Here is a 24,637-nt window from a genome sequence, read left to right as displayed (position 1 = left end):
GGGACATGCCGGAGCGGTGCATCAGAACCACGCCCAGGCGTGACGCAGGCCTGCCAGGCAGCACGGCAGCCCCAACGCCACCCATAACAACAAAAGGCATGCGGCCATGTTCAAACAGCCGAAGTACCGCCAGGCTGGAATCATCCTTTTCGCCACGGCGGTTATCCTGATTCTTCCCAACCTGACCAGCCTGGTCAGCTGAACGTCCCTCCACCCCGCTGCTGTGCGACGCCGTGGTGCGTCTTGCGCAGGGCGGGCGCCACACTCATGCATCCTGCTGGACGGCGCGCGGAGCTCGGGCAAAGATAGGGTGATAGTCCCTTTCCCGGAGCCTGACATGCGTGTTGCCATCTTACTGGTCGGTCTGCTCACCCTGCTCGGCGCTCAAGCCGAAGAAGCGGACCATGCCGCCGCCCTCGCCAGTTTGCAACGAGCCGACAGCCTGCTGATCGACGTGCGCAGCGCGCAGGAGTTTTCCGCCGGCGCCCTGCCGGGCGCCATTCGCATCGGCCATGACGAGATCGCTGCGCAGATCGCCAGCATCGCACCGGACAAGGACCGCCCCCTGGTGCTCTATTGCCGCAGCGGCCGCCGCTCGGGCCTGGCCAAGCAGAGCCTGGAAGAGCTGGGTTACCGCCAGGTGATCAATGCCGGCGCCTATGACGATCTGCTGCCTCTACTGGAGGCCGACCAGTGAAGGCACTGTTTCTTGCGCTGCTGGTCATCAGCGGGACGGCGCAGGCCGCGCAGCTCGAGGTGCAACTGAATGGCGGGCAACGCAGCTGGAGCAGCAGCGAATTGCTCGGCCATCCGCAGGCACGCGACATCCAGATAGACGAAGACGTGAGCTACAAGCGGCCCATGCGCTACCGCGCGGTGCCCATAAGCGCCCTGCTGGACGGCGTCAGCGCGGGTGACCACCTGCAGGCCGTGGCCCTGGACGGTTTTGCCGCCGAGCTGCCGGCCGCCACCCTGCTGGCGCGCGAGGGTGCCAAGGCCTGGCTGGCCATCGAGGACCCGCAGCATCCCTGGCCACCGCTGGCCAAGGGCAAGCCCAGCGCCGGCCCCTTCTATCTGGTCTGGACCGATCCGGCGGCCAGCCAGATCGGCCCGGAGCAGTGGCCATTCCAGGTCGCCCGGATTCGCCAGCTCGCCGCGGTCGAACAGCGCTTCCCCGCCCTGCTGCCGGCAGCGGACGCCAGCGCCGAAGTCCGTACCGGCTTTGCGCTGTATCAGAAGAACTGCATGGCCTGCCATCGGCTCAATGGCGCGGGTGACTCCGAGTTCGGCCCCGACCTGAACATCCCGCACAACCCGACCGAGTACTTCACAGGCGATTTCCTGCGCCAGTACATCCGCGACCCGCAGAGCCTGCGGCGCTGGCCGCAGGGGCGCATGCCCGGCTTCACCGAGCAGGTGCTGAGCGAACAGGAGCTGTCCGAGCTGATCGGCTATCTGGCGCACATGGCCGAGATCCGCGAGCAGCGCAGCGAAGGTCAGTAGATGCCGGATGATGTCACGGGTGCGCCCAGACCATGCGCACCGCGGGCAGCATGAAGAGGATGGTGCGCGCGGCGCACCCTACCCGCGCGGATAGACGATGAAGGCCAGACTGGGGCAGGCAATCACCCCTCGGAGCCTCCTCGTCTGGCGCGCCGCGATCATGCTGGCGCATGCCGATATCAGGGAAGACTTGCAACCGCCGGGCTTCGTTCAGCCCCGCTCGCCCGCCGAGCGACTCACTGCTGGCGCACCTGCAGCAGCGGCGCCACCTGCACCTGCGCGTGCATCTGCTCGCAGCCACCGCCTCGGCGCATGCCGCGCACCGGGCAGGCGTCGAGGTAGTCAAGACCGACCGCCAGTTTCAAATGCCGCTGCGGGAGCGCCAGGCAGTTGGTCACGTCGAAGCTGTACCAGGCATCGTCCAGCCAGGCCTCGGCCCAGGCATGGCTGGCCAGGTGCTCGGCGCCGTCGTTGAACAGATAGCCGGACACGTAGCGCGCCGGCACGCCGAGGCTGCGCGCGCAGGCGAGGAAGGCATGGGTATGGTCCTGGCACACGCCACGGCGGCCGGCGAAGGCCTCGGCGGCGCTGGTGTCCACCTCGGTGCTGCCGGGCTGGTAGGCGATATGCTCGTTGAGCGCGTGCATCAGGTCGATCAGGCCCGTGCGATCCGTGCGCGCCTTGCTCTGCTGCGCGGCGAATGCGCGGAGGGCGTCGTCGGCCTGGGTCAGGCGGGTGAAACGCAGGAATGGCAACGCCGACTGACGCTCGTGCTCGGCCTCGCAGGTTTCGTCGATTTCCACCTGACCACGGGCGCCGATGACGATGGACTCGTGCGGCTCGTCCAGGGTCAGCACGTGCAGGATGTTGCCGTAGGGGTCGAGCTGGGCGTGCACCGGGCGCGGCAGGTCGAGCTGCCAGCTGAGCACCTGTTGGCGCTCGCTGTCGTGCGGGGTCAGACGCAGGTACTGGATGCTCGCGCGTACCTGATCATCGTAACGGTAGGTGGTGTCATGACTGATCGAGAGTCTCATGCGACCTCCAGGTAGGACGTATGGATGGTATTGCCCAGCTGGCGCACCAGCAGGATGAAGTCGGTGAGCCAGGCGTGCAGGCCTTCGTCGAGCACTTCATCGATGCTGGTGTAGCGCAGCCGCGCATCCAGCTCGGCGGCCAGGCGCTGCGCCGGGCGACCGTTCTCTCCGGGTAGACCGGCAAGCATCAGGTTGAGTTCTTCCAGGCAGGCGCGCAGCGAGCGCGGCACGTCCGGGCGCAGCAGCAGCAGTTCGGCGACCTTGCGCGTGCGCGGCGAGCCGCGGTAGATCTCGGCGAAGGCCTCGAACGAAGACAGTGCCCGCAGCAGCGCACTCCATTGGTAATAGCTGCGCGCGGTGCGCTCCTCCAGCTCGTCGATCTCCTCGCCAAGCATTTCATAGCGCGCATCGAGCAGGCGCAGGGTGTTGTCGGCGCGCTCGATGAAGGTACCCAGGCGAATGAAGCGATAGGCCTCGCCACGCATGATGGTGCCGAAGGTGGCGCCGCGGAACAGGTGCGAACGCTCCTTGACCCACTCGCAGAAGCGACTGATGCCGTAGCGCCCCAGGCCCTGTTCGGCGATGCCGCGCATCTCCAGCCAGGTGGCGTTGATGTTTTCCCACATGTCGGCGGTGATTCGCCCGCGCACCGCATGGGCGTTGCTGCGTGCAGCCTGCAGGCAGCAGTAGATGCTGCCCGGGTTGCTCGCATCGAGGGCGAAGAAGTGCAGCATGCGCTCGGCGTGCAGCGGACCGTGGCGCTCCAGGTAGTCGTCCAGGGTGCCGGTGATCAGCAGCGGCATGGCCAGTTCGTCGAGGCCGTCGCCACGTCCGTCCTGCGGCATCAACGACAGCGAATAGCTGACGTCGAGCATGCGCGCCAGGTTCTCGGCACGTTCCAGGTAGCGCGACATCCAGTACAGATCGGAGGCGGTTCTACTCAACATGATCAGTCCTCCACCACCCAGGTGTCCTTGGTCCCGCCGCCTTGCGACGAGTTGACCACCAGCGAGCCTTCGCGCAGTGCCACGCGCGTCAGGCCACCGGGCACCAGGCGGGTTTCGCGGCCGGTCAAAACGAACGGGCGCAGGTCGATATGGCGTGGGGCGATGCCGCGCTCGACGAAGGTCGGGCAGGTCGACAGGCTCAGCGTTGGCTGGGCGATATAGGCCTCCGGCTTGGCCTTGAGCCGCTCGCGGAAGGCTTCGATCTCGGCCTTGCTCGCTGCCGGACCGACCAGCATGCCGTAGCCGCCGGAACCCTGGGTTTCCTTGACCACCAGCTCGGACAGGTTGGCCAGCACGTGGGACAGCTCCTCCGGTTTGCGACACTGCCAGGTCGGTACGTTCTTGAGGATCGGCTCCTCGTCCAGGTAGAAGCGGATCATGTCGCCGACGTAGGGGTAGACCGACTTGTCGTCGGCCACGCCGGTGCCGATGGCGTTGGCCAGCACCACGTTGCGCGAGCGGTAGGCCGACAGCAGGCCAGCCACGCCAAGCATCGACTCGGGGTTGAAGGCCAGCGGATCGAGAAAGGCGTCATCGAGGCGCCGATAGATCACGTCCACCTGGCGCGCGCCGGCGGTGGTGCGCATGTAGACCTTGTCGTCGCGCACGAACAGATCGGCGCCCTCCACCAGTTCCACGCCCATCTCGCGAGCGAGGAAGGCGTGCTCGAAGTAGGCACTGTTGAAGCGCCCCGGCGTCAACACCACCACCGTGGGGTTGTCCAGCGGGCTGGAACTCTTCAGCGCATCGAGCAGCAGATTCGGGTAGTGGTCCACCGGGGCCACGCGCTGCGCGGCGAACAGCTCGGGGAACAGGCGCATCATCATCTTGCGGTCCTCGAGCATGTAGCTGACGCCGCTGGGGGTGCGCAGGTTGTCTTCCAGCACGTAGTAGCTGCCGTCGCCGTCACGCACCAGGTCGACCCCGGCGATGTGGGCGTAGATGTCACGGTGCAGGTCCAGGCCCTGCATGGCCATCTGGTAGCCCTCGTTGGCCAGCACCTGCTCGGCCGGGATGATCCCTGCCTTGATGATGCGCTGGTCGTGATAGAGGTCGGCGAGAAACAGGTTGAGCGCCTGCACGCGCTGGATGCAGCCGCGTTCGACGATGCGCCATTCGCTGGCGGGAATGGCGCGGGGAATGATGTCGAAGGGAATCAACCGTTCGGTGCCCTGATCATCCCCGTAGAGGGTGAAGGTGATGCCGGCGCGATGGAACAGCAGGTCGGCTTCTCGTCGGCGCTGGGCCAGCAAATCGTCCGGCGTTTCTGCCAGCCAGCGGGCAAATTCGCGGTAGTGCGGGCGGACAGCGCCGCTCGCGTCGTACATCTCGTCATAAAAGGTGCGGGCCATGCCGTACTCCTTGTCACCCGGACTTGCAGACAGCTTTGCAAGCCCCGAGCCAGAGCAGTTAATCCTTTAATTTCAACTACATACCAACAACACCCAAACAAAGCGCACCACAATGGTGCCTTGCAATGTTCCTGTCATGAGCCGCCGCCCCATTGCGTGGCAGCCTCGCCTGCCCCGTTCGGACAGCGCCTCAAGAAGCCCGCCACGGTACTGCTGTGGCGGCGCAGGACACTCAGCTGTCACATTGCGTGACCGCCCGGTCGAGCGCAACCGCTTTTCGGTGCGCTCCGCTCATGAAAAGGTATCCGAATGAAAGCGCGCGGCCATGCCGCAGGCACGGCTTTCATCCTGGCTACCGAGGCGCCCGCTCGGGCCTGGCGTTGCGTCAGTTCGCGCGAAGAAACGCCGTGATCGATTCGGCGGCCGTCTCCAGGTGCTGTTCATGGGTCAAGCCCGAAGCCTTGAGCGGCTTGAGATCATGGTCGGCCGCCTGCAGCCAGTGCAGCGTGACAGCCGCTGACAGGTGGTAGCCGGCGACGGCCTCGCGATTGCCCAGGGCATCGCGCTCGCCCTGGATGATCAGCGCCGGCGTATGCAGCTCGGCGAGATGGGCGACGCGCGGCTTCTCCGGCTTGCCGGCGGCATAGAACGGGTAGCCCAGACAGATCAGCGCCGAGGCGCCCAGCTCGTCGGCCAGCAGGCTGGCCATGCGCCCGCCCATGGACTTGCCGCCGATGGCCAGCGGCCCTGCGACCCGTTGGCGCACCTGGGCATGCACCTCGCGCCATTGCTGCAGCAGTTGCGCCTGCGGATTGGGCGGGCGCTTGCGCCCATCCACGCGGCGCTGCGCCATGTAGGCGAACTCGAAGCGCACCAAACGCACGCCACGTGCCGCCAGGCCCTGCGCCATGGCCTGCATGAACGAACTGTCCATCGGCGCGCCCGCGCCATGGGCCAGGATCAGCGTGGCCTGCGCCCCCTGCGGCGGTTCGTCCCACAACCAGGGTAGCCCCTGCTCACATTGACCGGCGTCAATAAACCCAGATGGCCCTTTGCTCATGCTTGCCTCGCGTCGATATCCGTGGTGTCCGTGGCTTGCTCATGCCTGCGGCCGCCACGGTTATCGGCCGCTCTGCCATAACCGTGGATGGAAACCCAGACATGAACACAACAACCCGCTGCGCCTACAACTACAGGGTGGTTCGCCAGTTCGCCATTATGACGGTGGTTTGGGGCATCGTCGGCATGGGACTCGGCGTATTCATCGCTGCCCAGCTGGCCTGGCCTGAACTGAACCTGAACCTGCCGTGGACCAGCTTCGGCCGTCTGCGCCCGCTGCACACCAATGCGGTGATCTTCGCCTTCGGTGGCTGCGCCCTGTTCGCCACCAGCTATTACGCGGTGCAACGCACCAGTCAGACCACGCTGTTCGCGCCCAAGCTGGCTGCCTTCACCTTCTGGGGCTGGCAACTGGTGATTCTGCTCGCGGCCATCACCCTGCCCCTGGGCTGGACCAGCTCCAAGGAATACGCCGAACTGGAATGGCCGATCGATATCCTGATCACCGTCGTCTGGGTCTCCTACGCCATCGTCTTCTTCGGCACGGTGATGCAGCGCAAGGTCAGCCACATCTACGTGGGCAACTGGTTCTTCGGTGGGTTCATCCTCACCGTGGCCATTCTGCACGTGGTCAACAACCTGGAAATTCCGGTCACCCTGACCAAGTCCTACTCGCTCTATGCGGGGGCGACCGATGCGATGATCCAGTGGTGGTACGGCCACAACGCCGTGGGCTTCTTCCTCACCGCCGGCTTTCTGGGGATGATGTACTACTTCGTGCCCAAGCAGGCCGGTCGCCCGGTCTATTCCTACCGCCTGTCCATCGTCCACTTCTGGGCGCTAATCGCGGTATACATCTGGGCCGGCCCGCACCACCTGCACTACACCGCCCTGCCGGATTGGGCGCAGAGCCTGGGCATGGTGATGTCGCTGATCCTCCTGGCGCCCTCCTGGGGCGGCATGATCAACGGCATGATGACCCTCTCCGGTGCCTGGCACAAACTGCGCACCGACCCGATCCTGCGCTTCCTGGTCGTTTCCCTGGCGTTCTATGGCATGTCGACCTTCGAAGGCCCGATGATGGCCATCAAGACCGTCAACGCCCTGTCCCACTATACCGACTGGACCATCGGTCACGTACACGCCGGCGCCCTCGGCTGGGTTGCCATGGTGTCCATCGGCTCGCTGTATCACCTGATTCCCAAGGTGTTCGGCCGCGAGCAGATGCACAGCATCGGCCTGATCAACAGCCACTTCTGGCTGGCCACCATCGGTACCGTGCTGTACATCGCCTCGATGTGGGTCAACGGCATCACTCAGGGCCTGATGTGGCGCGCAGTCAACGAAGACGGCACCCTCACCTACTCCTTCGTCGAAGCGCTGGAAGCCAGCCATGTCGGCTTCGTGGTGCGGGTGATCGGCGGCGCCATCTTCTTCGCCGGCATGCTGCTGATGGCCTGGAACGTCTGGCTGACCGTACGTAGCGCCAAATCGACCGAGATGGAAGCCGCTGCGCAGTTCTCGGTAGAAGGAGCCCACTGATGAAACACGAGATTCTCGAGAAGAACATCGGCCTGATGGCGCTGGTGATGATCCTCGCGGTCAGCATCGGCGGCCTGACCCAGATCGTCCCGCTGTTCTTCCAGGACGTCACCAACGAGCCGGTCGATGGCCTCAAGCCGTACAACGCGCTGCAACTGGAAGGCCGCGACATCTACATCCGCGAGGGCTGCGTCGGCTGCCACTCGCAGATGATCCGCCCGTTCCGCGCCGAGACCGAGCGTTACGGCCACTACTCCGTCGCCGGCGAAAGCGTCTGGGATCACCCCTTCCTGTGGGGCTCCAAGCGTACCGGCCCGGACCTGGCCCGCGTCGGCGGCCGTTACTCGGACGAGTGGCATCGCGCCCACCTGTACAACCCGCGCAACGTCGTGCCCGAGTCGATCATGCCCGCCTACCCCTGGCTGGTGGAGCACAGCCTCGACGGCAAGGACACCGCCAGGAAGATGAGCGCGCTGCGCACACTCGGCGTGCCCTACAGCGACGATGACATCGCCGCAGCCGGTGACGCCGTCAAGGGCAAGACCGAGATGGACGCCCTGGTGGCCTACCTGCAGGTGCTCGGCACCGCCGTGAAGAACAGGAGGTAAGCGCCATGATCGAGTTCATCGATGTGGGTACGTTGCGCGGTTTGGGTACCGCACTGGTACTGATCGCCTTCACCGCAGTCACCTTCTGGGCCTATAGCGGCGATCGCCGCGAAGCGTTCGACGCAGCGGCCAACCTGCCGTTCGCCGACGACAAGCCCGATGTCTGGAGTAATGAAGCATGACAGCCTTCTGGAGCATCTACGTCACCCTGCTCACCGTCGGCACGATGGTCGCGCTGTTCTGGCTGATCTTCGCCACCCGCAAGAGCGAAGTGCACAAGAACCCGACCGAGCAGACCATGGGTCACGCCTTCGATGGCATCGAGGAGTACGACAACCCACTGCCGAAGTGGTGGTTCATGCTGTTCGTCGGCACCCTGGTGTTCGGCGCGGCCTACCTGCTGCTCTATCCGGGCCTTGGCAACTTCAAGGGCCTGCTGCCGGGCTACGAGGACGGCTGGACCCAGGTCAACCAATGGCAGCGCGAGATGGATCGTGCCGATGAGCTGTACGGCCCGATCTTCGCCAAGTACGCCGCCATGCCCATCGAGGAAGTGGCCAAGGACGAGCGCGCGCTGAAAATGGGCGGTCGCCTGTTCGCCTCCAACTGCTCGGTCTGCCACGGCTCCGACGCCAAGGGCAGCTATGGCTTCCCCAACCTGGCCGACAACAGCTGGCGCTGGGGCGGCGAGCCGGAGACCATCAAGACCACCATCCTCAAGGGACGCCACGGCATGATGCCGCCGCAAGGCGCTGCCATCGGCGAAGATGGCGTGCGCAACGTCGCCGCCTTCGTGCTGACCCGGCTAGGTGGTCGCGAACTGCCGGAAGGCAGCGAGGCCGATATCGCCGCCGGCCAGCAGATCTTCGCCAGCACCTGCTTCGCCTGCCACGGTGCCGACGGCAAGGGCACTGCGGCAATGGGTGCACCTGACCTGACCCAGCCGAGCGCCTTCATCTACGGCAGCAGCTTCACCCAGCTGCAGCAGACCATCCGTTATGGTCGCAGCGGCCACATGCCGGCCCAGGAAGACTTTCTCGGCAACGACAAGGCCCACCTGCTGGCCGCCTACGTGCTCAAGCTGAGCCAAGGCGAAAGCAAGTAATTCCCGCGCCGTACCGGCGACCCGATCAGGGTCGCCGGTCCCTCCTTATATATGTGCGACTCAGTGTCGCACCTGCCGACCAGTAGCCCGACGAATTCCTTGATTTGGGCTAAGCTGCGTTTCAGTCGCCATCTGTCACAACTCCAAGGCGATCCTTTCTTAGCGCTGCGCAAACTGGTTGCGCCAAAAGCTGCCAGAGCACTTTCCCGGGTCGGTTCGCAGACCCCGCGAAAGCCTCTGCAACCCTATTCGCGTCGGCACGTTGCGTTGCAATGGCTACCTGCTTTCTCCATACTTGCCGCCGATTTTTGCCCCATAAAACTCCATTAACCGTGGAACCCCTAGCATGAGCACAGCAATCAGTCAGACTGCTTATAACTATAAGGTGGTCCGCCAGTTCGCCATTATGACGGTGATCTGGGGGGTCATTGGGATGGGTCTAGGCGTGTTCATCGCCGCACAACTCGTGTGGCCAGAACTCAACCTGGGCCTGCCGTGGACCAGCTTCGGCCGTCTGCGCCCGCTGCACACCAACGCGGTGATCTTCGCCTTCGGCGGATGCGCACTGTTCGCGACCTCGTACTACGTGGTCCAGCGCACCTGTCAGACGCGCCTGATCTCCGACGGTCTGGCTGCCTTCACCTTCTGGGGTTGGCAAGCGGTCATCGTTCTCGCGGTGATCACCCTGCCGATGGGCTACACCAGCTCCAAGGAATACGCCGAGCTCGAGTGGCCGGTGGACATCCTCCTGGGCATCGTCTGGATCACCTACCTGGTGGTGTTCTTCGGCACCATCGTCAAGCGCAAGACCAAGCACATCTATGTGGGTAACTGGTTCTTCGGGGCGTTCATCCTGGTTACCGCGATGCTGCACATCGTCAACAGTGCCTCCATGCCGGTGAGCCTGTTCAAGTCGTACTCGGCCTACGCCGGTGCGACCGACGCGATGATCCAGTGGTGGTACGGCCACAACGCCGTGGGCTTCTTCCTGACCACCGGCTTCCTGGGCATGATGTACTACTTCGTACCCAAGCAGGCCGAGCGTCCGATCTACTCGTACCGCCTGTCCATCGTGCACTTCTGGGCGCTGATCACCCTGTACATCTGGGCCGGTCCGCACCACCTGCACTACACCGCCCTGCCGGACTGGGCACAGTCCCTGGGCATGGCCATGTCGGTCATCCTGCTGGCTCCGAGCTGGGGCGGCATGATCAACGGCATGATGAGCCTGTCCGGCGCCTGGCATAAGCTGCGCACCGACCCGATCCTGCGTTTCCTGGTGGTGTCCCTGGCGTTCTACGGCATGTCGACCTTCGAAGGCCCGATGATGGCCATCAAGACCGTCAACGCCCTGTCCCACTACACCGACTGGACCATCGGCCACGTGCATGCCGGCGCCCTCGGCTGGGTCGCGATGATCTCCATCGGCTCGCTGTATCACCTGATTCCCAAGGTGTTCGGCCGCGAGCAGATGCACAGCATCGGCCTGATCAACGCGCACTTCTGGCTGGCTACCATCGGCACCGTGCTGTACATCGCCTCGATGTGGGTCAACGGCATCACCCAGGGTCTGATGTGGCGTGCGGTGAACGAAGACGGCACCCTCACCTACTCCTTCGTCGAAGCGCTGGAAGCCAGCCATGCAGGCTTTGTCGTGCGCATGATCGGCGGCGCCTTCTTCGTTACCGGCATGCTGCTGATGGCCTACAACACCTACCGCACCGTGCGTGCCGCCAAGCCGGCTGAATACGAAGCGGCTGCGCAGATTCCCGCCGGAGTAGCTCACTGATGAAACACGAAATCATCGAGAAGAATATCGGCCTGATGGCGCTGCTGATGGTGATTGCCGTCAGCATCGGTGGCCTGACCCAGATCGTCCCGCTGTTTTTCCAGGACGTCACCAACGAGCCAGTGGAAGGCCTCAAGCCCTACACCGCCATGCAACTGGAAGGTCGCGACATCTACATCCGCGAGGGCTGCGTAGGCTGCCACTCGCAGATGATCCGCCCGTTCCGCGCCGAGACCGAGCGTTACGGTCACTACTCCGTCGCTGGTGAAAGCGTCTGGGATCACCCCTTCCTGTGGGGCTCCAAGCGTACCGGTCCGGACCTGGCCCGTGTCGGCGGCCGCTACTCGGACGAGTGGCATCGCGCCCACCTGTACAACCCGCGCAACGTCGTGCCTGAGTCGAAGATGCCCGCCTACCCCTGGCTGGTGGAGAACAAGCTCGACGGTCGCGACACCGCCAGGAAGATGGAAGTCATGCGTGGCTTCGGCATCCCCTACACCGACGAGGATATCGCCGGCGCCCGCGATGCCGTGAAAGGCAACACCGAAATGGACGCGCTTATCGCGTACCTGCAGGTGCTCGGCACTTCCATCAAGAACAAACGGTAAGACGCTATGGACATCGGGATGATTCGCGGCATCGGCACGGCGGTGGTTTTCATCGCCTTCATCGGCGTGGTGCTCTGGGCCTACAGCAGCAAGCGCAAATCGAGCTTCGACGAAGCCGCCAACCTGCCCTTCGCCGACGATCCCAAGCCCGAGTCCAAGAGCGATCAGGACTCTTCCAGGAGCAATAACCAATGACCACGTTCTGGAGTTGGTACGTAACCATTCTGTCTCTGGGCACCATCTTCGCCCTGACCTGGCTGATCTTCGGCACCCGCAAGGGCCAGCGCCAGGAGACCACCGAGGAAACCGTCGGCCACAGCTTCGACGGCATCGAGGAGTATGACAACCCGCTGCCGAAGTGGTGGTTCATGCTGTTCGTCGCCACCATCGTCTTCGCCCTCGGCTACCTGGCCCTGTACCCGGGCCTGGGTAACTGGAAAGGCCTGCTGCCTGGCTACGATTACCTCGACAGCGAAAACAAGACCCCCTTCGCGGCTGGCGTGCAGGTTGCCGGTGGTGAAGTGCGTCATGCCGGCTGGACCGGCGTGCACCAGTGGGAGAAGGAGATGCTGCGCGCCGACGAGCAGTACGGCCCGCTGTTCGCCAAGTACGCTGCCATGCCGATCGAAGAAGTCGCGCAGGACCCGCAGGCCCTGAAAATGGGTGGCCGCCTGTTCGCCTCCAACTGCTCGGTCTGCCACGGCTCCGACGCCAAGGGCAGCTACGGCTTCCCCAACCTGACCGACAACGAGTGGCGCTGGGGCGGCGAGCCGGAAACCATCAAGACCACCATCCTCAAGGGTCGCCAGGGCGCCATGCCTGCTCAAGGCCCGGCCATCGGCGAAGACGGCGTGCGCAACGTCGCTGCCTACGTGCTGACCCAACTGGGCGGCCGCGAACTGCCGGAAGGCGTGGAAGCCGATATCGAAGCAGGCCAGAAGGTCTTCGCCGGTACCTGCTTCGCCTGCCACGGCGCCGACGGCAAGGGCACCCCGGCCATGGGCGCACCGAACCTGACCAACCCGGCAGCGTTCATCTACGGCAGCAGCTACGCGCAGCTGCAGCAGAGCATCCGCTACGGTCGTCACGGCAACATGCCGGCCCAGGAAGAATTCCTCGGCAACGACAAGGTGCACCTGCTGGCCGCCTACGTGTACAGCCTGTCGCACAAGACCCAAGAGCAGTAATCGCAAAACGACTCCTTTGACAAGGGTCAATGAACGCCCGGGACGCGACCGCTGGTCGCACCCGGGCGTTGTCTTTCAGGCGTACCATATGGCAACCGTGAACTGACCCAGGCCGGCACGCATCGGCCCGGGCTGCCAATCCACCGCTTTGGTACGCATTGATGAGCGAACAGATTCCCGTCCAGGACGTCACCCCTCCTGCCAAGAACGCCAGCGTCGATCTCTACGCCAGCCGCGAGAAGATCTACACCCGCGCGTTCACCGGCCTGTTCCGTAATCTGCGACTCGCCGGCGGCGCCCTCCTCTTCCTGCTGTTCTTCGGCACCGTGTGGCTGAACTGGGACGGTCGACAGGCCGTCTGGTGGAACCTGCCGGAGCGCAAGTTCCATATCTTCGGCGCTACCTACTGGCCACAGGACTTCATGCTGCTGTCCTGGCTGCTGATCATCTGCGCCTTCGGCCTGTTCTTCATCACCGTGTTCGCCGGCCGCGTCTGGTGCGGCTACACCTGCCCGCAGAGCGTGTTCACCTGGGTGTTCATGTGGGCCGAGAAGGTCACCGAAGGTGACCGCAACCAGCGCATGAAGCTCGACAAGCAGCCCATGAGCGGCGCAAAACTGGGACGCAAGGCGGCCAAGCACGGTATCTGGGTCGGCGTCTCGCTGCTCACCGCGATCACCTTCGTCGGCTATTTCACGCCGATTCGCGAGCTGGTGATCGAGATATTCACCGGCCAGGCCAGTGGCTGGGCCTATTTCTGGATTGGTTTCTTCACCCTGGCCACCTACGGCAATGCCGGCTACCTGCGCGAGCAGGTGTGCATCTACATGTGCCCCTACGCGCGCTTCCAGAGCGTGATGTTCGACCAGGACACCCTGATCGTCTCCTACGACCCGCGTCGCGGCGAGAAGCGCGGCCCGCGCAAGAAGGACGCCGACTACAAGGCCCAGGGCCTGGGCGACTGCATCGACTGCAAGATGTGCGTACAGGTGTGCCCCACCGGTATCGACATCCGCGACGGCCTGCAGATCGAATGCATCGGCTGCGCCGCCTGTATCGATGCCTGCGACGACATCATGGACAAGATGAACTATCCCAAGGGCCTGATCAGCTACACCACTGAACACAACCTGTCCGGACGCAAGACCCACCTGCTGCGCCCGCGCCTGATCGGCTACGCTGTCGCGCTGGTGGCCATGATCGGCCTGTTCGCCTGGGCCGTGGCCACCCGGCCGCTGGTGGAGCTGGACGTACTCAAGGACCGCGTGCTGTTCCGCGAGAACGAGCGCGGCCATATCGAGAACGTCTACACCCTGAAGATCATGAACAAGGCGCAACGCGACATGACCTACATGATCACTGCCGACGGTCTCGACGGCCTGGTCTACGAGGGCAAGCGCGAGGTGCGTGCCCTCGCAGGCGAGGTGTATTCCTTCCCGGTGGAACTGTCCATCGCGCCGGAAAAACTGCCATCGAGCGCCAACAACATCGTCTTCCACGTACAATCGGCGGATGACCCCAGTATCAAGAACGACGCCGACAGCCGCTTCATCGGCCCAAGCGTCCGCTGACAACGGAAAGAGCATGTCCGAGCAAAATCCATCGCCAGTCAAACCCTGGTACAAGCAGTTCTGGCCCTGGTTCATCCTGTTCCTGCTGGGCTATTCCGTGGTGCAGGGCCTGACCCTGCTCACCATCGCCACCAAGAACCCGCCGGGGCTGATCTCCGATGACTACTACGACGTCGGCAAGGGCATCAACCAGTCGCTGGAACGCGAGAAACTGGCCGAGCGCCTGCAACTGCACGGCGAACTGGTGCTGGACAACACCACCGGTGTCGCCAGCCTGTCGCTGCAAGGCAACAGCAAGCCGCAGCAGATCGTCCTCAACCTGATCTCGCCCACCCAGCCGGAGCGCGACCGCCGTGTCATCCTGCAGCCGGCTGCCGACGGCCAGTATCGCGGGCAGATGCTCGACGCGGTCAGCGGTCGCCGTTTCGTCGAACTGCTCGGCCAGGAAGGCAGCCAGAACTGGCGTCTGTTCGAGGAAGAGAACATCACCGATGGCCAGACCATCCTGATCGGTGACAACCCCTCCTACTGACCCTGCCAATGCCCGCCCCTACTCCCTGCTACCACTGCGGCCTGCCGGTGCCTGCCGGCAGCGCCTTTCACGCCGAAGTGCTCGGCGCGACCCGCGAAATGTGCTGCCCCGGCTGTCAGGCCGTGGCCGAAGCCATCGTCGCCGGGGGGCTGGAGCATTACTACAGCCATCGCAGCGAGAACTCGGCCAACCCGCAGGCGCTGCCACAGGCGCTGCCTGACGAACTGGCCCTGTACGACCGCAGCGACGTGCAGCAACCCTTCGTCCAGCATCAGGGCGAGTTGAGCGAAACCCAGCTGCTCATCGAAGGCATCAGTTGCGCCGCCTGTGGCTGGCTGATCGAGAAGCATCTGCGAGGCGTGCCGGGCGTGGCCGAGGCGCACCTGAACCTGTCCAACCACCGCCTGCAGGTACGCTGGCAGGACAGCCACATCCCCCTTAGCAAACTGCTCGCCGAGCTGCGCCGCATCGGTTACGCCGCCCATCCCTGGCGCGCCGACGAGGCCGCCGAGCGCCTGGCTGCGGAAAACCGCCGGCGCATGCGCGAACTGGGCGTGGCCGGATTGTTGTGGATGCAGGTGATGATGGCGACCATGGCCACCTGGCCGGAATTCAACATCGACCTGTCGCCGGAACTGGACAAGATCCTGCGCTGGACCAGCCTGTTTCTCACCACGCCCATCGTCTTCTATTGCTGCGGCCAGTTCTTCCGCGGTGCCCTGCGCGACCTGCGCACCCGCCACCTGACCATGGACGTGTCGGTCTCGCTGGCCATCGGCCTTGCCTACGTGGCCGGCATCTGGTCGACCATCACCGGCCAGGGCGAGCTGTATTTCGATGCCGTGGGCATGTTCGCCCTGTTCCTGCTTGCCGGCCGCTACCTGGAACGACGAGCACGCGAGCGCACCGCTGCGGCGACCGCACAACTGGTGCAGTTGCTGCCGGCCTCCTGCCTGCGCCTGGAGGCCGACGGCCAGAGCCAGCGCATCCTGCTCAGCGAACTGCGCCTCGGCGAACGGGTGCTGGTGCAGCCCGGCTCGCTGATTCCGGCCGACGGCCTGATCCTCGCCGGCCAGTCCAGCGTCGATGAATCGCTGCTCACCGGCGAATACCTGCCGCAGCCGCGCGGCATCGGCGACGGCGTCACCGCCGGCACGCTGAATGTCGAAGGCCCGCTGACCATCGAAGTGCAGGCACTCGGCGATGCCACCCGCCTGTCGGCCATCGTGCGCCTGCTGGAACGAGCGCAGAGCGAGAAGCCGCGTCTGGCGGAAATCGCCGACCGTGTCTCGCAATGGTTCCTGCTGTTCATTCTGATCGCCGCCGCCGTGGTCGGCTTCGCCTGGTGGGAAATAGACTCCAGTCGCGCCTTCTGGGTGGTGCTTGCCCTGCTCGTGGCCACCTGCCCCTGCGCCCTTGCACTGGCCACGCCGACAGCGCTGACCACCGCCACCGGCAGCCTGCACAGACTGGGCATGCTGCTGACCCGCGGCCATGTACTCGAGGGGCTCAACCAGATCGACACCCTGGTGCTGGACAAGACCGGCACACTGACCGAAGGCCGCCTGACCCTCAAGGCCATCCATCCGCTACGCGATCTTGACGAGGGTGCCTGCCTGGCGCTGGCCGCTGCGCTGGAAAACCGCTCGGAGCACCCCATCGCACGCGCCTTCAGCCAGGCGCCCCGTGCCGCGCAATCCGTCGACAGCCATCCGGGCCAGGGCCTGCAGGGCAGCGTCGACGGTCGCCTGCTGCGCATCGGCGAAGCCGGCTTCGTCTGCGCCCTGAGCGACCAGAGCGTGCCGCCGCTTGTCGGCGAGCACGGCCAGTGGCTGCTGCTGGGCGACGAGCAGGGGCCGCTGGCCTGGTTCGTCCTCGACGACCGCCTGCGCGAAGACGCGCCCGACCTGATCGCCGCTGCGCGCGCCCGCGGCTGGAACATCCACCTGCTGTCCGGCGACAGCTCGCCGATGGTGGGCGAGGTCGCCCGTCAGCTCGGCATCGACGATGCCCGTGGCGGCCTGACCCCGGATGCCAAGCTGGCGGTGCTCAAGCAGTTGCACGGAGAAGGACGACGCGTGCTGATGCTTGGCGACGGGGTCAACGACGTACCGGTGCTGGCCGCCGCCGATATCAGCGTGGCCATGGGCTCGGCCTCAGACCTGGCGAAAACCAGCGCCGACGCGATACTGCTGTCCAACCGCCTGGGCAGCCTGGTCGACGGCCTGAAACTGGCCAAGCGCACGCGGCGCATCATCATCGAGAACCTGGCCTGGGCAACCCTGTACAATGGCCTGGTACTGCCCTTCGCCGCCCTGGGCTGGATCACACCGATCTGGGCGGCCGTGGGCATGTCGCTCAGCTCGCTGCTGGTGGTGCTCAATGCGCTGCGCCTGAGCCGCACCCCGAACACGTAGGAGCGAGCTCTGCTCGCGAAGAAGCAGTTCGCGAGCAAAGCTCGCTCCTACTCAGATGCCCCTCTGGAGACCGCATGTCCGCCCTGTACATCCTGATTCCCGTCGCCATCGCCCTGGTCGGCTTCGCCATCTGGCTGTTCTTCTGGGCGGTGGACAGCGGCCAGTACGACGACCTGGACGGGCCGGCCCACAGCATCCTGTTCGACGACGAAGACCCGCTGCACAAGGCCGGCATCGAACAGGCAGAAGAGCAGAGCAAGCAGGACAAACCCGATGCCTGAACTGGCGCCCTTGCTGGTGTCGGCGCTGATTCTCGGCCTGCTCGGCGGCGGCCATTGCCTGGGCATGTGCGGCGGGCTGATGGGCGCCCTGACCCTGGCAATTCCGCCGGAGCGACGCGGCAGGCGCCTGCAGTTGCTGCTGGCCTATAACCTCGGGCGCATTCTCAGTTACAGCCTGGCCGGCCTGCTCCTGGGCCTGGCCGGCTGGGCTATCGCCGGCAGTAAGGCCGAGGTGGTGATGCGCACGCTGGCGGCACTGCTGCTGATCGCCATGGGCCTGTACCTGGCCGGCTGGTGGAGTGGCCTGACCCGCATCGAGGCACTGGGCCGCGGCCTGTGGCGCCACATTCAACCGCTGACGCGACGCTTTATGCCGGTCAGCAGCCTGCCGCGCGCCCTGGTGCTCGGCGGCCTCTGGGGCTGGCTGCCATGCGGCCTGGTCTACAGCACGCTGCTGTGGGCCTCCAGCCAGGGCAATGCACTGGACAGCGCCCTGCTGATGCTGGCCTTCGGCCTGGGCACCTGGCCGGTGCTGCTGGCTACCGGGCTGGCGGCCGAGCGCGTCACCGCCGTGCTGCGCAAACGCGGCGTACGCATGGCGGGCGGCCTGCTGGTCATCCTGTTCGGCATCTGGACCCTGCCTGGCCCGCACCAGCACTGGCTGATGGGGCATTAGAGCGGCTTCAGGCTTCAGGCTTCAGGCTTCAGGCTTCAGGCTTCAGGCTTCAGGCTACGCCACTACCGGCTAGGGTGAAGCTTTTTTCGCTCTTGCCTGCAGCTTGCCGCCTGAGGCCCTCCGGTTGATTCAAGTCAAGGCCACCACCCGCTCGCATCCCTAGACTGGCCGCACAGCCTGTCCAGGATTATTTCCCATGCAAGACGCCATCCAGTGGGATGCCGACCTGATCCGCCGTTACGATCTCGCCGGCCCGCGCTATACCTCCTACCCGACCGCCGTGCAGTTTCACGACGATATCGGCCCCTTCGACCTGCTGCATGCACTACGCGACAGCCGCAAGGCCAGGCGTCCGCTGTCGCTGTACCTGCACGTGCCGTTCTGCGCGCACATCTGCTACTACTGCGCCTGCAACAAGGTGATCACCAAGGATCGCGGCCGCGCCCTGCCCTATCTGGAAAAGCTCGAGCGGGAAATCGAGATCATCAGCCGCCACATCGACAGAACCCAGCCGATCGAACAGCTGCATTTCGGCGGTGGCACGCCGACCTTCCTCAGCCACGACGAACTGCGCCGCCTGATGCAGCACCTGCGCCAGCACTTCAACCTGCTCGACGACGACTCCGGCGACTACAGCATCGAGATCGACCCGCGCGAGGCCGATTGGTCGACCATGGGCCTGCTGCGCGAGCTGGGCTTCAACCGCGTCAGCCTCGGCGTGCAGGACCTCGACCCGGAGGTGCAGCGCGCGGTCAATCGCCTGCAGACCCTGGAAGAAACCCGCGCCATCGTCGAGGCAGCGCGCACGCTGCAGTTCCGCTCGGTGAACATCGACCTGATCTACGGCCTGCCCAAGCAGACGCCGGAACGCTTCGCCCGCACCGTCGCCGAAGTCATCGCCCTGCAACCGGACCGCCTGTCGCTGTTCAATTACGCGCATCTGCCCGAGCGTTTCATGCCGCAGCGGCGCATCAGCAGTGACGACCTGCCCAGCCCGACCGACAAGCTGGCCATGCTGCAGGCCAGCATCGAGCAACTGAAGCGCGCCGGTTATCGCTACATCGGCATGGACCACTTCGCCCTGCCCGACGACGAACTGGCCATCGCCCAGGAAGAAGGCACCCTGCAGCGCAACTTCCAAGGCTACACCACCCATGGCCACTGCGACCTGATCGGCCTGGGGGTATCGGCCATCAGCCAGATCGGCGATCTCTACAGCCAGAACGACAGCGATATCGCCAGCTATCAGCAGACCCTGGGCAACGGTCAGCTGGCGACGCGCCGCGGCCTGCACTGCAATGCTGACGATCGTCTGCGCCGCGCCGTGATCCAGCAGCTGATCTGCCATTTCCAGCTGCGCTTCGCCGACATCGAACAGGCCTACGACGTGGTATTTCCGCAATACTTCGCGGCGCTCTGGCCACAGCTGGAGCAGCTGCATCGCGACGGCCTGATCGAGCTGAGTGCGGCGGGTATCGAGGTGCGCCCGGCCGGACGCCTGCTGGTGCGCTCGCTGTGCATGCTGTTCGACCGTTATCTCAACGATCAGCTGCGCCAGCGCTTCTCGCGGGTGATCTGAACAGGGGCGCGCTTCAACTCATGGCCAGCGTGGTCGCCGCCTGCATCTGCTCGCTGGAAAGGCCATTCTCGCGCATCAGCTTGACCAGATTGGCGTTGGCCGAAGCCAGGGCGCCATTGAGCGAGGCCAGCTCGGTCTGCAGCGACTCCAGCTGCAGGCGTTTGGCCTCGGGATCGAGGCCCTGGTCGCGCATCAGGGCGTCGATCTGCGCCTGCTTCTCGGCGATCTGCGCGCGCAACTCGCGAATCATCTTGAGCAGGTCCTTGATCGCCTGGGGCAACTCGCTTTTGTCGATATCCTCGTTCCTGTCGGGCTTGGCCGACATGCTCCTGCCCAGCTCGGACAGGCTAACGCGCAGGCCCTCGCGCACCTCCTCGGGGCTGCGCTCGACTGCGCTGAATTGTCGCTGAACGCCCTGAGCGAGATTGCTCAGCGGGCCGCCGGATTGGATACGCATCGCGCCGTTCCCTGTCTTGGACTATGGTTCTACAGTCTGCATCGGCGCCGCAGGCCTGAACTTGAGCGCTCGGTCAGTCTGCATATGGCTGGCCGCCACCCCGAGCCTGCGGTAACCTTACAAGCATTGCGTGTATATCCAGGAAGCCCAACGATGTCCGAGAGCGTCAAGCTGCGTTCGCAGCATCAAGCCCATTGCAAGGATTGCAGCCTGGCAGCCTTGTGCCTGCCCATCTCTCTGAACATGGAGGACATGGACGCGCTGGACGAGATCGTCAAACGCGGCCGCCCGCTGAAGAAGGGCGAGTTCCTGTTCCGTCAGGGTGATGCCTTCGGTTCGGTGTTCGCCGTGCGCTCCGGTGCGTTGAAGACCTTCAGCCTGAGCGACGGCGGCGAGGAACAGATCACTGGCTTCCACCTGCCCAGCGAACTGGTCGGTCTGTCTGGCGTCGACGGCGAACGCTACCCGGTTTCGGCGCAGGCTCTGGAAACCACCTCGGTCTGCGAGATTCCCTTCGAGCGCCTCGACGACCTGGCCCTGCAACTGCCCCAGCTGCGCCGTCAGCTGATGCGCATCATGAGCCGCGAGATCCGCGACGATCAGCAGATGATGCTGTTGCTGTCGAAGAAAACCGCCGACGAGCGCATCGCCACCTTCCTGGTCAACCTCTCCGCACGCTTCCGCGCCCGCGGCTTCTCTGCCAACCAGTTCCGCCTGGCCATGTCACGCAACGAAATTGGTAACTATTTGGGCCTTGCGGTGGAGACGGTGTCTCGCGTATTTACCCGCTTCCAACAGAACAAGCTGCTCGAAGCCGAAGGCAAGGAAGTACACATTCTCGACCCGATCGAGCTGTGCGCATTGGCCGGCGGCAACCTCGACGTTTGAGTTCGCACGGTTCTCGCGGGCTCATGCATTCAGGACCCCACGATGATCTTTGACGAATTCAGCATCAAGACCCTGATCCGCCCGGTACCGGATTTTCCCAAGCCGGGCGTCATCTTTCGCGACATCACCCCGCTGTTCCAGTCGCCGCGTGCCCTGCGCATGGTCGCCGACAGCTTCATCCAGCGTTACGTCGAGGCCGAGTTCAGTCATATCGGCGCCATGGATGCCCGTGGCTTCCTGATCGGCTCGATCATCGCCTACGAACTGAACAAGCCGCTGGTGCTGTTCCGCAAACAGGGCAAACTGCCGGCAGACGTGCTCAGCGAGGGCTATCAGACCGAATACGGCGAGGCCTTCCTCGAGGTGCACAGCGACAGCCTGTGCGAGGGCGACTCGGTGCTGATCTTCGATGACCTGATCGCCACCGGCGGCACCCTGATCGCCGCGGCCAACCTGGTACGACGCATGCGCGCCAGCGTGTTCGAGGCCGCGGCGATCATCGACCTGCCGGAGCTGGGTGGTTCGCAGAAGCTGCAGGACGCGGGCATTCCCACCCTCACCCTGACCGCATTCGCCCTCGACGATCGCTGAGCCGTCACGCCCGCCGCGCAGGCGGGCTCTCGATTCAAGCCGGCACGACCGGCATCACCACAGCCATAGCCAGACTCCCATGCACGAACTCGAATTCGATCCCTCCAGTGACTGGCGTCAGCGCCTGGGCACCTTGATGGACGGCAAGCCCGTCCAACGCCTGATCACCCTGCTGATCATCGTCAACGCCGCCATTCTCGGCCTGCAGACCTCGCCCTCGATCATGGCCGACTGGGGCAAATCGCTGCTGATCCTCGACAGCCTGATCCTCGCCTGCTTCGTCATCGAGCTGGCGCTGCGCTTCACCGCGCGCGGCATCGGTCTGCTGCGCGATCCCTGGGCGGTGTTCGACTGCCTGGTGGTGGGCATCGCCCTGGTGCCGGCCAGCGGCCCCTTCGCCGTGCTGCGCGCCTTGCGCGTACTGCGGGTGCTGCGCCTGGTGTCGATCAACCCGAGCATGCGCAAGGTGGTGCAGGCGTTGCTCGCCTCGCTGCCGGGCATGGGCAGCATCGTCATGCTGATGGGGCTGGTGTTCTATGTCGCCGCGGTGATGGCCACCCAGCTGTTCGGCCAGAGCTTTCCGGAGTGGTTCGGCAGCATCGGCGCCAGCCTCTATACCCTGTTCCAGGTGATGACCCTGGAAAGCTGGTCGATGGGCATCGTTCGCCCTGTGATGGAGCAGCACCCGCTGGCCTGGATGTTCTTCGTGCCCTACATCCTCATCGCCACCTTCATGATGCTCAACCTGTTCATCGCGGTGATCGTCAACGCCATGCAGAGCACCCACGAGCCCAGCGCCGAGGAGCTGGCGGCCGCCGCCCGCGAGCAGGCGATTCTCGACGAATTGCGAGCACTGCGCAGCGAAGTGGCGGAGCTGCGGCGCAACGCGTCCTGACCCCTGCCCAATCGAAATGGCGGGCCCGCGCCGCCGTTTCGACTCTGCCGATCACTCGACACACCCGCCTTAAGTTGGCGGCGCCCGGCGCCGCCAAATCCGATAGTTACATCGTTCACTGACACAGTTGGTCCGTTGAGGCTAACCGCCTGCAACCCCGATGTTGTCACCCAGAGCCGTACAACAATCGGGAGCACCGACTCCCAGAAGAGGACTCGAACGATGAATGCAAGCGCCACCCTGCCCCAGCCGAAATCCAGCTTTCCGGTTCGTCGCATGGACTTCAGCTTCGCCGAAACGCCGAAATACTGGTTCTTCGACGATCCCTTCATGAGCCACTTCATGAACAACCTGTCGTCGCTGTTCCCCTACGGAGAGAAATTCTTCGTCGACAGCGTGCGGGCGGTGCGCGACCAGGTCAGCGAGCCGCAGCTGAAGAAGGACATCAGCGCCTTCATCGGCCAGGAGGCCATGCACTCCAAGGAGCATGCGGCCTATAACGACTATGCCAACGAGCACAATATCGACCTGGAGCGCCTGGAGCTGCGCATCAAGGTACTGCTCGAATGGACGACCCGCTTGAGCACCAAGAAACAGCGCCTGGCCGCCACCTGCGCACTGGAGCACTTCACTGCGACCATGGCCGAGCAACTGCTCAAGCGCGAAGACCTCACCACGCAGATGAACGACCCTAAGCTGTACCAGCTGTGGATGTGGCACGCCATCGAGGAGAACGAGCACAAGGCGGTGTGCTACGACGTGTACCAGAAGGTCTACGGCGGTTACTTCACCCGTACGCTGGTGATGCTGCTGACCACCGTGATGTTCCTCGGCGTGATCGGCTGGTTCCAGATTCACCTGCTGCGCAAGGACGGTCAGCTGTTCAACTGGCGCAGCTGGGGCTTCGGCCTGAAGAAACTGTTCGGCCCGCGCAACGGCTTCTTCACCAAGCTGATCGGCCCCTACCTGGACTACTACCGCCCCGGCTTCCATCCCAAGGATCACGACACCGAGAAGCTGGAGAATCGCTGGCGCGAGCGCCTCGGCTTCAGTAACTGATATTCCAAGGGCGGCCCAGGCCGCCCTTTTTCGTTCGAGTGCGCAGATTGCGGACCGTAGGAGCGGCTTCAGCCGCGAAAACCTCGCGGATAGTTCCGTTCCTGCGCCTCGCCTCCCCTCATCAGCATCGCCAAACGCCCTTCAGCCCAGGCGCAGCTGCCCCATGCCCTGCAGCACGCTGGCGCCGGTGAACAGCATGACGATCTGCTCCTCGGCCAGCGCACAGATCGCCTCGCGTCGCTGCGGCTGGCCGATGTAGTCCAGCGATTGCTCGAACAGGCTGCGACTGATCAGCCCCGAAACCTGGCGCACCGCCGCCGCGCTGACGATATCCGGCAGCAGCTTGAACTCGATGATGTCCTCGGCCATGTCGTCGGCGAAGTCGTCCATTACCTGGCGCAGGGCCTCGCGCAACACGGGCGAGGCGCCATGCAGCTCGCGCACCCCGATGATGAACGCCTCCGGGTGCTCGGCGACGAAGTCGAAGAACAGCTGCACCGTCTCGTGACACACTCGCCGCCCGCGCCCGAGATCGATACCCAGCAGTTTGGGCAGCAGCGGCCCGTCATCCTTTACCGCGCGCTGCGCGGCCTCGCGGCGCAGATCGCGCAGCGGTTGACGCAGCAGCCGGGTGATCTCGCCGATCACGGTCAGGCCGAGATCATCGACATCGCGAAAGTGACGGTAGAAGGTGTTGGGGTTGAGCCCCGCCTCGCGCGCCAGCTCGCGCAGGCCCAGGCTGCTGAGGCTGCGGCTGGTCGAGGTGAGACGTAACGCCGCCTCCATCAGCAGGCGCTTGCCAGGCGCTTCGCTGGCCCTGTCGCGTACCTGCGCATCGTCGTTGTGCATCCTTACCCCTACCTAAAGTTGGTTTGTCGATTCGATGGCTTGCCGCAG

The 24,637-nt window shown here is 64.6% G+C and carries 26 protein-coding genes; 20 read left to right on the top strand and 6 right to left on the bottom strand.

Annotation, left to right across the window (positions count from 1 at the left end):
- The first annotated feature begins 337 nt into the window (after window positions 1-337).
- Both BLS61_RS05565 and BLS61_RS05560 read left to right on the top strand, forming a co-directional pair.
- Window positions 338-697, top strand: a complete 360-nt coding sequence (locus tag BLS61_RS05565) for a rhodanese-like domain-containing protein (protein WP_090428514.1) — start codon at window positions 338-340, stop codon at window positions 695-697.
- Complete coding sequence (locus BLS61_RS05560) at window positions 694-1,503, top strand: c-type cytochrome (RefSeq protein WP_090428512.1); 810 nt, start codon at window positions 694-696, stop codon at window positions 1,501-1,503. The genes BLS61_RS05565 and BLS61_RS05560 overlap by 4 nt, the downstream gene beginning before the upstream one ends.
- A 236-nt stretch (window positions 1,504-1,739) precedes the next feature.
- Here the strand turns inward: BLS61_RS05560 and BLS61_RS05555 are convergent, their stop codons facing one another.
- The 4 genes from BLS61_RS05555 to BLS61_RS05540 all read right to left on the bottom strand — a co-directional run bounded on the left by BLS61_RS05555 (window position 1,740) and on the right by BLS61_RS05540 (window position 5,956).
- A complete protein-coding gene (locus BLS61_RS05555; protein ID WP_090428510.1) occupies window positions 1,740-2,537 on the bottom strand; it encodes a transglutaminase family protein in 798 nt (265 codons plus the stop codon).
- Entirely contained in the window at window positions 2,534-3,484 is a 951-nt protein-coding gene (locus BLS61_RS05550; protein ID WP_090428507.1) for an alpha-E domain-containing protein, read from the bottom strand. The genes BLS61_RS05555 and BLS61_RS05550 overlap by 4 nt, the downstream gene beginning before the upstream one ends.
- 2 nt (window positions 3,485-3,486) lie before the next feature.
- Window positions 3,487-4,896, bottom strand: a complete 1,410-nt coding sequence (locus BLS61_RS05545) for a circularly permuted type 2 ATP-grasp protein (RefSeq protein WP_090428504.1) — start codon at window positions 4,894-4,896, stop codon at window positions 3,487-3,489.
- 385 nt (window positions 4,897-5,281) lie between these two features.
- Window positions 5,282-5,956, bottom strand: a complete 675-nt coding sequence (locus BLS61_RS05540; protein WP_244157913.1) for an alpha/beta family hydrolase — start codon at window positions 5,954-5,956, stop codon at window positions 5,282-5,284.
- A 101-nt stretch (window positions 5,957-6,057) separates the two neighbouring features.
- Between BLS61_RS05540 and ccoN (BLS61_RS05535) the strand changes: the two genes are divergently transcribed.
- The 14 genes from ccoN (BLS61_RS05535) (at window position 6,058) to hemN (ending at window position 19,850) form a co-directional block, all read left to right on the top strand.
- Window positions 6,058-7,497, top strand: coding sequence for a cytochrome-c oxidase, cbb3-type subunit I (ccoN, locus tag BLS61_RS05535; RefSeq protein WP_090428496.1), 1,440 nt, complete (start codon window positions 6,058-6,060; stop codon window positions 7,495-7,497).
- Window positions 7,497-8,105 carry a cytochrome-c oxidase, cbb3-type subunit II gene (gene ccoO / locus BLS61_RS05530; protein WP_090428493.1) on the top strand — a complete coding sequence of 203 codons (609 nt, stop codon included), beginning with the start codon at window positions 7,497-7,499 and terminating at the stop codon, window positions 8,103-8,105. The genes ccoN (BLS61_RS05535) and ccoO (BLS61_RS05530) overlap by 1 nt, the downstream gene beginning before the upstream one ends.
- A gap of 5 nt (window positions 8,106-8,110) precedes the next feature.
- Window positions 8,111-8,287: a cbb3-type cytochrome oxidase subunit 3 gene (locus BLS61_RS05525; RefSeq protein ID WP_090428490.1), complete on the top strand. Its 177-nt coding sequence runs from the start codon at window positions 8,111-8,113 to the stop codon at window positions 8,285-8,287.
- Window positions 8,284-9,210, top strand: coding sequence for a cytochrome-c oxidase, cbb3-type subunit III (gene ccoP, locus BLS61_RS05520; protein ID WP_090428487.1), 927 nt, complete (start codon window positions 8,284-8,286; stop codon window positions 9,208-9,210). Before BLS61_RS05525 ends, ccoP (BLS61_RS05520) begins: the two co-directional genes overlap by 4 nt.
- 346 nt (window positions 9,211-9,556) lie before the next feature.
- Window positions 9,557-10,999 carry a cytochrome-c oxidase, cbb3-type subunit I gene (ccoN, locus tag BLS61_RS05515; RefSeq protein WP_090428484.1) on the top strand — a complete coding sequence of 481 codons (1,443 nt, stop codon included), beginning with the start codon at window positions 9,557-9,559 and terminating at the stop codon, window positions 10,997-10,999.
- Window positions 10,999-11,607 carry a cytochrome-c oxidase, cbb3-type subunit II gene (gene ccoO, locus BLS61_RS05510; protein ID WP_090428481.1) on the top strand — a complete coding sequence of 203 codons (609 nt, stop codon included), beginning with the start codon at window positions 10,999-11,001 and terminating at the stop codon, window positions 11,605-11,607. The genes ccoN (BLS61_RS05515) and ccoO (BLS61_RS05510) overlap by 1 nt, the downstream gene beginning before the upstream one ends.
- 6 nt (window positions 11,608-11,613) lie before the next feature.
- Complete coding sequence (locus BLS61_RS05505; protein WP_090428479.1) at window positions 11,614-11,802, top strand: cbb3-type cytochrome oxidase subunit 3; 189 nt, start codon at window positions 11,614-11,616, stop codon at window positions 11,800-11,802.
- Entirely contained in the window at window positions 11,799-12,794 is a 996-nt protein-coding gene (gene ccoP, locus BLS61_RS05500) for a cytochrome-c oxidase, cbb3-type subunit III (RefSeq protein ID WP_090428477.1), read from the top strand. Before BLS61_RS05505 ends, ccoP (BLS61_RS05500) begins: the two co-directional genes overlap by 4 nt.
- Before the next feature lie 161 nt (window positions 12,795-12,955).
- Window positions 12,956-14,365, top strand: coding sequence for a cytochrome c oxidase accessory protein CcoG (gene ccoG / locus BLS61_RS05495; protein ID WP_090428474.1), 1,410 nt, complete (start codon window positions 12,956-12,958; stop codon window positions 14,363-14,365).
- A gap of 13 nt (window positions 14,366-14,378) precedes the next feature.
- Window positions 14,379-14,897: a FixH family protein gene (locus BLS61_RS05490; RefSeq protein ID WP_090428472.1), complete on the top strand. Its 519-nt coding sequence runs from the start codon at window positions 14,379-14,381 to the stop codon at window positions 14,895-14,897.
- A gap of 8 nt (window positions 14,898-14,905) precedes the next feature.
- Window positions 14,906-17,314: a heavy metal translocating P-type ATPase gene (locus tag BLS61_RS05485; RefSeq protein ID WP_090428469.1), complete on the top strand. Its 2,409-nt coding sequence runs from the start codon at window positions 14,906-14,908 to the stop codon at window positions 17,312-17,314.
- 74 nt (window positions 17,315-17,388) lie between these two features.
- On the top strand, window positions 17,389-17,595 hold the full coding sequence (gene ccoS, locus BLS61_RS05480; protein WP_090428464.1) for a cbb3-type cytochrome oxidase assembly protein CcoS: 207 nt from the start codon (window positions 17,389-17,391) through the stop codon (window positions 17,593-17,595).
- Window positions 17,588-18,271: a sulfite exporter TauE/SafE family protein gene (locus BLS61_RS05475; protein WP_090428462.1), complete on the top strand. Its 684-nt coding sequence runs from the start codon at window positions 17,588-17,590 to the stop codon at window positions 18,269-18,271. Before ccoS ends, BLS61_RS05475 begins: the two co-directional genes overlap by 8 nt.
- Window positions 18,272-18,467: 196 nt before the next feature.
- Window positions 18,468-19,850: an oxygen-independent coproporphyrinogen III oxidase gene (hemN, locus tag BLS61_RS05470; RefSeq protein ID WP_090428458.1), complete on the top strand. Its 1,383-nt coding sequence runs from the start codon at window positions 18,468-18,470 to the stop codon at window positions 19,848-19,850.
- Between the two features lie 13 nt (window positions 19,851-19,863).
- On the opposite strand, the gene BLS61_RS05465 is transcribed toward hemN, so the two are convergent.
- Window positions 19,864-20,307 carry a hypothetical protein gene (locus BLS61_RS05465; RefSeq protein WP_090428455.1) on the bottom strand — a complete coding sequence of 148 codons (444 nt, stop codon included), beginning with the start codon at window positions 20,305-20,307 and terminating at the stop codon, window positions 19,864-19,866.
- Between the two features lie 153 nt (window positions 20,308-20,460).
- Here BLS61_RS05465 and fnr point away from each other — a divergent pair, with 153 nt between their 5' ends.
- From fnr to BLS61_RS05445, 4 genes are all read left to right on the top strand, one after another.
- Window positions 20,461-21,195 carry a fumarate/nitrate reduction transcriptional regulator Fnr gene (gene fnr, locus BLS61_RS05460; RefSeq protein WP_090428452.1) on the top strand — a complete coding sequence of 245 codons (735 nt, stop codon included), beginning with the start codon at window positions 20,461-20,463 and terminating at the stop codon, window positions 21,193-21,195.
- A 42-nt stretch (window positions 21,196-21,237) separates the two neighbouring features.
- The gene (locus tag BLS61_RS05455; RefSeq protein WP_090428449.1) at window positions 21,238-21,786 is read left to right on the top strand and encodes an adenine phosphoribosyltransferase; all 549 of its coding nucleotides are present in this window, start codon (window positions 21,238-21,240) and stop codon (window positions 21,784-21,786) included.
- A gap of 79 nt (window positions 21,787-21,865) precedes the next feature.
- A complete protein-coding gene (locus tag BLS61_RS05450; RefSeq protein ID WP_090428446.1) occupies window positions 21,866-22,681 on the top strand; it encodes an ion transporter in 816 nt (271 codons plus the stop codon).
- 222 nt (window positions 22,682-22,903) lie between these two features.
- Entirely contained in the window at window positions 22,904-23,740 is an 837-nt protein-coding gene (locus BLS61_RS05445) for a metal-dependent hydrolase (protein WP_090428443.1), read from the top strand.
- Between the two features lie 141 nt (window positions 23,741-23,881).
- On the opposite strand, the gene BLS61_RS05440 is transcribed toward BLS61_RS05445, so the two are convergent.
- On the bottom strand, window positions 23,882-24,589 hold the full coding sequence (locus BLS61_RS05440; protein WP_090428440.1) for a TetR family transcriptional regulator: 708 nt from the start codon (window positions 24,587-24,589) through the stop codon (window positions 23,882-23,884).
- Between the last annotated feature and the right edge of the window lie 48 nt (window positions 24,590-24,637).

The sequence above is a fragment of the Ectopseudomonas guguanensis genome (assembly GCF_900104265.1).
Lineage (GTDB): Bacteria > Pseudomonadota > Gammaproteobacteria > Pseudomonadales > Pseudomonadaceae > Aquipseudomonas > Aquipseudomonas guguanensis.
This window is presented reverse-complemented; position numbering and strand designations above follow the sequence as displayed.